5 protein-coding genes and 1 tRNA gene are annotated in these 6336 nt (G+C 75.0%); 2 read left to right on the forward strand and 4 right to left on the reverse strand.

What is annotated here, in order from left to right:
* Positions 1–65: 65 nt before the first annotated feature.
* Both AC07FY_RS31685 and AC07FY_RS31690 read right to left on the reverse strand, forming a co-directional pair.
* Positions 66–1916 (reverse strand): GTPase, encoded by a 1851-nt coding sequence (locus AC07FY_RS31685; protein WP_479013471.1) that lies wholly within the window; start codon positions 1914–1916, stop codon positions 66–68.
* Positions 1917–1920: 4 nt separating this feature from the next.
* On the reverse strand, positions 1921–3525 hold the full coding sequence (locus tag AC07FY_RS31690; protein ID WP_479013473.1) for a dynamin family protein: 1605 nt from the start codon (positions 3523–3525) through the stop codon (positions 1921–1923).
* Positions 3526–3858: 333 nt separating this feature from the next.
* On the opposite strand from AC07FY_RS31690, the gene AC07FY_RS31695 reads away from it, so the two are divergent.
* Positions 3859–3931 (forward strand) — tRNA-Arg (locus AC07FY_RS31695).
* A gap of 311 nt (positions 3932–4242) precedes the next feature.
* On the opposite strand, the gene AC07FY_RS31700 is transcribed toward AC07FY_RS31695, so the two are convergent.
* The gene (locus tag AC07FY_RS31700; protein ID WP_479013475.1) at positions 4243–4632 is read right to left on the reverse strand and encodes an SHOCT domain-containing protein; all 390 of its coding nucleotides are present in this window, start codon (positions 4630–4632) and stop codon (positions 4243–4245) included.
* An 86-nt stretch (positions 4633–4718) separates the two neighbouring features.
* Positions 4719–5198 carry a phospholipase gene (locus AC07FY_RS31705; protein ID WP_479013478.1) on the reverse strand — a complete coding sequence of 160 codons (480 nt, stop codon included), beginning with the start codon at positions 5196–5198 and terminating at the stop codon, positions 4719–4721.
* A 240-nt stretch (positions 5199–5438) separates the two neighbouring features.
* On the opposite strand from AC07FY_RS31705, the gene AC07FY_RS31710 reads away from it, so the two are divergent.
* Positions 5439–6137, forward strand: coding sequence for a 4'-phosphopantetheinyl transferase family protein (locus AC07FY_RS31710; protein ID WP_479013480.1), 699 nt, complete (start codon positions 5439–5441; stop codon positions 6135–6137).
* The last annotated feature ends 199 nt before the right edge of the window (positions 6138–6336 follow it).

Here is a 6336-nt window from a genome sequence, read left to right on the forward strand (position 1 = left end):
GGACCCTCCGCACGGGGTACGCACCATGCTGGGGCCCGCCGCCGGCACCCGCCGGAGCCTGTGGACTACTGGCGGGTTGTGGACAACCTCGTCCCCCCTGCGGCGACGGCGGCGTACTGCTCGCGCACCTCCCGGTAGCGCAGCAGTTCCGCCGCGACCGGCTCCAGCACCCGGGCCCGCCCGCACCCGGCGGCCGCCTGCCGCAGCCTGCGCTCGGCGTCCTGCCCGTACCGGCGCGCCGGGCCGCGTGCCGCGATCGAGCAGGCCCACTCCACCAGCGGCCCGCCGATGATGCCCGCCACCATGAGCAGCACCGGCGGCGTCAGCCGCGGCTCCAGGACCCCGACGATCTGCCCCACCAGCCACAGCCCGCCGTAGACCTGCAGCAGGGTCATCGCCGCCTGCCCCAGCACCGCCGCCGGCCACCAGGTGGGCCGCGGCGGCTTGGCCCCCGGCACCGCGACCGCCGCGCCGAGGGTCACCGCGATCTCGTCCAGCGCCTCCGGGAGGTGTTCGGCGCCGCGTACGGCCGTCTCCCGTACCGCCTGCGCCCAGGGCTCGGGCAGGCCGACGACCGCCTCGTCGGCGACCGCGCGCACCGCCTGCTCCACGCGCTGACGCGCGGTCACCTCCTCTTCGACGGGGGTCTCGGGCACCGCCGCACCCCGGCCGCCGATCACCCCGAGGGAGGCCAGCCCCGCCAGGGTGCGCGGGGCGCGGCGCGCCTCGTACCACCGCCACAGCCGCAGCCACGGGGTTCCGCACGCCTTGCCGGCGTTGCGCCGCCAGGCCCGCTCGGCCGCGAGGCCGGCCGCGTACGCCCCGACGGCCTCGGCCAGCCGGTCCTCGAACTCGGCCCGCGCCGCCTCCCCGATCTCCGGCCCCGGGTGCCCGTCGGCCACGTACAGCGGGCGCAGGCGCGAGGCCGCGCGGTCGAGGTCGGCGGAGATCCGCCGGGTCGCGGCGCCCCTCTCCTGGGTGAACTGCCCGAGCAGCTCGCGCAGTTCACCGACGCCCTCGCCCGTGAGGGCGGACAGGCCCAGCACGGTGGCGCCGGGCTCGTCGTGCTCGCCGAGCGCGATGCCGTCCTCGTCGAGAAGCCGGCGCAGGTCGTCCAGGACCAGGTCGGCGGCCTCCCCGGGCAGCCGGTCCACCTGGTTGAGCACGACGAAGGTCACCTCCGCGTGGCCGGCCAGCGGGCGCAGGTAGCGCTCGTGCAGCACCGCGTCGGCGTACTTCTCCGGGTCCACCACCCACACCACCGCGTCGACCAGCGCCAGTACGCGGTCCACGTGGTCGCGGTGCGCGCCGACCGCCGAGTCCAGGTCGGGGAGGTCGACGAGCACCATCCCCCGCAGTGCCTCGGCCTCGGAGGTCTCGCGGGGCCGGCGCCGCAGCCGTCCGGGGATCTCCAGCCGGTCCAGCAGTCCGGCCGCGCCGTCCGACCAGCTGCACGCGATGGGGGCGGCGGTGGTGGGGCGGCGCAGTCCCGTCTCCGAGATCTGCACCCCGGCGAGGGAGTTGAAGAGCGTGGACTTGCCGCTTCCGGTGGCTCCGGCGATGGCGACGACCGTGTGCTGCGGTGACAGTCCGCGCCGAGCGGCCGCCTCGTCCAGCACCCGGCCGGCCTCGGCGAGGGTCTTGCCGTCGAGGCGGGTCCGGGACAGTCCGACCAGCTGGCGCAGGGCGTCCAGGCGCACCCGCAGGGCCCGGCCCTCGGGGCTGAGCGGGGGCGCGGCCGACTTGCCGCCGTCGCTTCCGGCGCCGGAGACGGCCCGGGCGAGCGCCTCGTCGCCTTCGCCGCCCTCGCTGCCGTCGTCGCCGTCACCCGCCGTGGCCTCGGCCGCCTCGGGGCGCGAGCGGGCGATGAAGCCGTCGTCCCAGCGGTCGTCGGTGCGGTCGGCCAGGGAAGTCACCGCGTCACCTCTCCTTCTGCAGTAGGGACAGCGCGGCGATGAGTTCGGCCTGGGGTTCGGGGGTCACTTCGAGGGCCTCCAACGGGGCGAGCCGGCGGTCGCGTTCGGCGCGCAGCACCTGGTCGAGGTGGTCGCCGACGAGTTCCCCGCCCCGGTCGCGCAGCCGCAGTGCGGCCCGGGCCCCGATCCGTTCGGCGAGTTTCTCGCCGGCGGGGCGGGCCCGCCTGCCTCCGAGCAGGGCGGCGACGAGCAGCGCCGCGACCGCGTCCGGGTCGGGTGCCGGCTGCCGGTCGAGCGCGGCGACCTCCTCCTCGGCGAGTTCCTCCAGTACCCGCCGCCAGCGCCGCACGGCCATCCCGATGCGTTCGCCCGCCTCCCGGTCGGGGGTGGGCAGGGGCACGGCGCCGGCGGCCGGCTCGCGCCGCCAGGCCGCGGCGATCCGCTCGTCGGCGGCGGCGACGGCGCACTGGAGCAGGGCGGCGAGGGATTCGGCGAGCGAGTCGAGGAGTTCGTCGGCGCTGGTGTCGAGGGGGTAGCCGCGCCAGCGGGTCAGCGCGTCCCCGGCGAGTACGGCGCCCTGGTCGAGGCGGTTGCGCACGCGCTTGCCCTCCTGCCGGAACGCGTCCTCGACGGCCGAGGTCAGGCGTACGGCGGCGGCGTACTGGGCGGAGACGGCGGAGGCCAGTTCGGGCATCCGGCGCCCGAGTGAGTCCAACGCGCCGAGCGCGGTGCGCCCGACGGCGTACTGGCGGGCGGCCGGGTCCTGCGCGTGGTGGGCGAGCCAGGCGTGGAGCGGTGCGACGGCGCTGGCCGGCAGCAGCCCGCCGCCGCCCGCGGACTCGGGGAGTTCGGGCACGGTGAAGCGCGGTACGTCGCCCAGCCCGGCCCGGGTGAGCAGGGCGCCGTACTGGCGGGAGACCTCGGCGAGCACCTGGTGCGGGACCCGGTCCAGGACGGTGACGAGCGTGGCCTTGTACTGCTTCGCGGTGCGCAGCAGGTGCCAGGGGACGGCGTCGGCGTAGCGCGAGGCGGTGGTGACCATCACCCACACGTCTGCGGCGCAGATGAGTTCGGCGGCCAGTGTCCGGTTCTCGACCACCAGGGAGTCGATGTCGGGGGCGTCGAGGAGGGCGAGGCCGCGGGGCAGCGTGGAGACGGTCTCGATCCGCATCTCGCGGGTCGTGTGCCCGCGGCCGGGGCTGCGGTCGTGGCCCCTGGGGGCGGGTTCGTCCTCGTCGTGCGGCACCCAGACGCGCATCAGGTCGGGCAGCACCCGCATCCCGGCGAACCAGTGGTGGTCGTCCGGATGGCAGACGAGCACCGGCGTGCGCGTCGTGGGGCGCAGCACCCCGGCCTCGCTGACCTGTCGTCCGACGAGGGAGTTGACCAGAGTGGACTTACCGGCCCCGGTGGACCCGCCGACGACGGCGAGCATCGGCGCCTCGGGCGCCTTCAGCCGGGGTACGAGGTAGTCGTCGAGCTGCGCGAGCAGCTCGGCTCTGGTCTGGCGGGCGCGCGGAGCGCCGGGCAGGGGCAGCGGCAGACGCACGGACGCGACCCGGTCGCGCAGGGCGGACAGGGCATCGAGCAGCTGAGGCCGAACATCCAAGGTCACCACATGTGAAGAATGCCCAATTTAGGACCATTTTTGAAGCTTATACGTCCTCTGCGCGCCGAGCGCGACTCCAGCGGGACATTTTTGGACACGGCGGACGAGTGGGGCGCAGGCATAACGAGTGCACAACACCCAGGGCGCCGCGGCGCAAAAGCGATGCGAGAATCGCACCTGCCTGCGATTATCGGGACCGCTTCACCGAACCTCCACATCGTGGCACGCGAGTGAAGCAACCGGGACAAGGCAACCGGAGCCCTATCCTTGACCCGGCACGGACCGCAGTCCCACCCCCACCGGGGGCTCCAGGCCCGCCAGGGCCACTTTCCGGCCCCCGTAGCTCAGTGGATAGAGCAGGTGCCTTCTAAGCACTTGGCCGCAGGTTCGAGTCCTGCCGGGGGCACTTTTTCTCCACACCGCAAGCCCTCCCACCGGAAGGGCTCTTGTGTAGATCGGGGAACTTTAACGCGGTCGGCGTAGCGCCGCCGTAAGCCCGAGGAGACCACCGCGGGCAGTACGGCAGCCACAGGAAGTCGGCGATCGCGCCCAGGCCGGCGATGGCGACGCGATCCCTTCGAAGATCGCCATCATTCGCCGACCATCATCAGGGCGGCCGCCAGGACGGTGGTACCGGATGTGGGCGCGTGCCAGGACTGGGATGTGCGTCGCGTGCGGCCATGTCGACCTTCATGGAGTGCGGAGCCGATTGCCGGCTCAGGCCAGGAGCTTCTGCTTCGCGCGGTCGAACTCCTCCTGGCTGATGTCGCCCTTGTCCTTCAGGGCCGAGAGCTTGTGCAGTTCGTCGACCGGACTCGCCGCCCCGCCCGCCGCCTTGCGGACGTAGCTCTGGAACGCCGCTTCCTGCTCCTTGACCTGCCTCACCTCGCGCTCGCCCATGCTGCGGCCCCGGAAGATGAGGTAGATGAACACGCCGATGTAGGGCACCAGCAGCACCAGGACCAGCCAGGCGGCCCGCTCCCAGCCGTTCAGGCTGTGGTCGCGGAAGATGTCCGTGATGACCTTGAAGAGCAGGAAGAACCACATCACCCACACGAACAGCCACAGCATCGTCCAGAACAGATTCAGCAGCGGATAGTCGTCCATGCCCGACTCCGATCATCGGCGTAGGTCTTTTCATTACTACGCCGCGTGCCCCGGGACCGCACGTCGGAGGGACGGCCGCCGCCCGGCTAGGAGATCTCCAGGATCCTAACCGCCTGGTAGTACAGCCACGCCGTGCTGTCGCAGGATGCACGGCGGGCCCCCGCGTACCCGGCGCAGGCGCGCTTGAGGTCCGCGTGGAACGCCTCGTCGAGGCGGGCCTTGGCGGCGGGGAACAGGCCCGCCGCCCGGTGGTTGCGGTAGCCGAAGTCGTGGCGCGCGCAGGCCGGCCGGAAGGCGAAGCCGAAGGGGTTGTCCGGGGAGCCCGTGCAGTAGTCCGTTGACCAGTCGAAGCCGTACGGGGCCCAGCGGGCCTGGTTCTCGCGCGCGGCGGCCCACGCCCCGTAGCTGCCGGCGTCCGCTTGGGTCCAACGGCTCAGCACCTGCGGCTTGTCGGCGGGGACCGCGAGGGCCGAGGGAGTGGCCGAGGCGGCCGAGGCGAGGGCGAGCACGGCGGCGGCGGCCGAGGCGAGAGCGGGGACGGTACGGCGGGCGGCACGACGGCGCATGGCATTCCTCGGGACCGGGGGTGGACGGATGGGGTTGGTCGCGCCCGGCCAACTCCCGCCGCTCCCGGATGGTTACTGCGCGGGCACCTCCCCGGCGCGGCCGGGCCCCCGCATGTGGACCGGCGGCGGCGGGACGCGGTGAGGCGGTAACGCTCCAGTGGGCCAAGGCCGTTGTCCGCGCCCGGGCCCCGCCCGCACCGGCCCGGAGCCGCGGCGGCCGGCTCGTCTACCCTCGGTCGGGTGATCGACCACGTGAACGAGCTCGCCGACGGCGCACCCCGGACCGGCCCCGCCCCCGAGGGCCCGGCCGTGGCCGTGTGGACCCTGGACACCCGGCGGGAGTCCGTCGCCGGACACCTGGTCGCCGGGGCCGGAGCGGTTCTCGACGCGGCCGAGCAGGAGCGCGCCGCCCGGTTCCTGCGGCCCGCCGACCGCCACCGCTACCTCGCCGCGCACCTCGCGCTGCGCGTCCTGCTCGGCGGCTACCTGGCGCTGCCTCCCCGGGAGGTCGCCCTGGTCCGGGAGACCTGCCCGTGCTGCGGCGGCCCGCACGGCCGGCCCTCCGTGGCCGGCGCTCCGCTGCACTTCTCCCTGTCGCACAGCGGCGACGTGGCCTACCTGGCCTTCGCCGGAGTGCCGGTCGGCATCGACGTGGAGGAGGTACCGGACGCGGAGGCGCTGGCCGACGTACTGCCGCTGCTGCACCCGGCGGAGATCGCCGAGCTGAACGCGCTGCCCGACGCGGACCGGCGGACGGCGCTGGCCCGCGTCTGGTGCCGCAAGGAGGCGTGCCTCAAGGCCGAGGGCACGGGACTGGCCCGCGGCCTGGTCGACCCGTACGTCGGCTCCGCGCCCGCACCGGCCTCCGTTCCCGGCTGGACCCTGCGGGACCTGCGGGCCCCCGCGGCCTACGCGGCGGCCCTGGCCGTACGGGCGTAGGGCCGCCCGGCCCGGTCAGGCGCGCCCGGCGCGCTCCGCCGCCGCCGCGGTCACGGCCGGCCGGATCCCGGCGAGCCAGTCCCGTACGGAGCCCCCGGCCGGCAGGTGGGGGGGGGGGGGGGGGGGGGGGGGGGGGGGGGGGGGGGGGGGGGGGGGGGGGGGGGGGGGGGGGGGGGGGGGGGGGGGGGGGGGGGGGGGG

This window comes from Streptomyces sp. NPDC045967 (genome assembly GCF_056430495.1).

Bases quoted from the DNA above. Each gene is read 5' to 3' on its own strand.
- AC07FY_RS31705 (WP_479013478.1), bottom strand. From the start codon at position 5,198: ATGCGCCGTCGTGCCGCCCGCCGTACCGTCCCCGCTCTCGCCTCGGCC.
- AC07FY_RS31700 (WP_479013475.1), bottom strand. From the start codon at position 4,632: ATGGACGACTATCCGCTGCTGAATCTGTTCTGGACGATGCTGTGGCTG.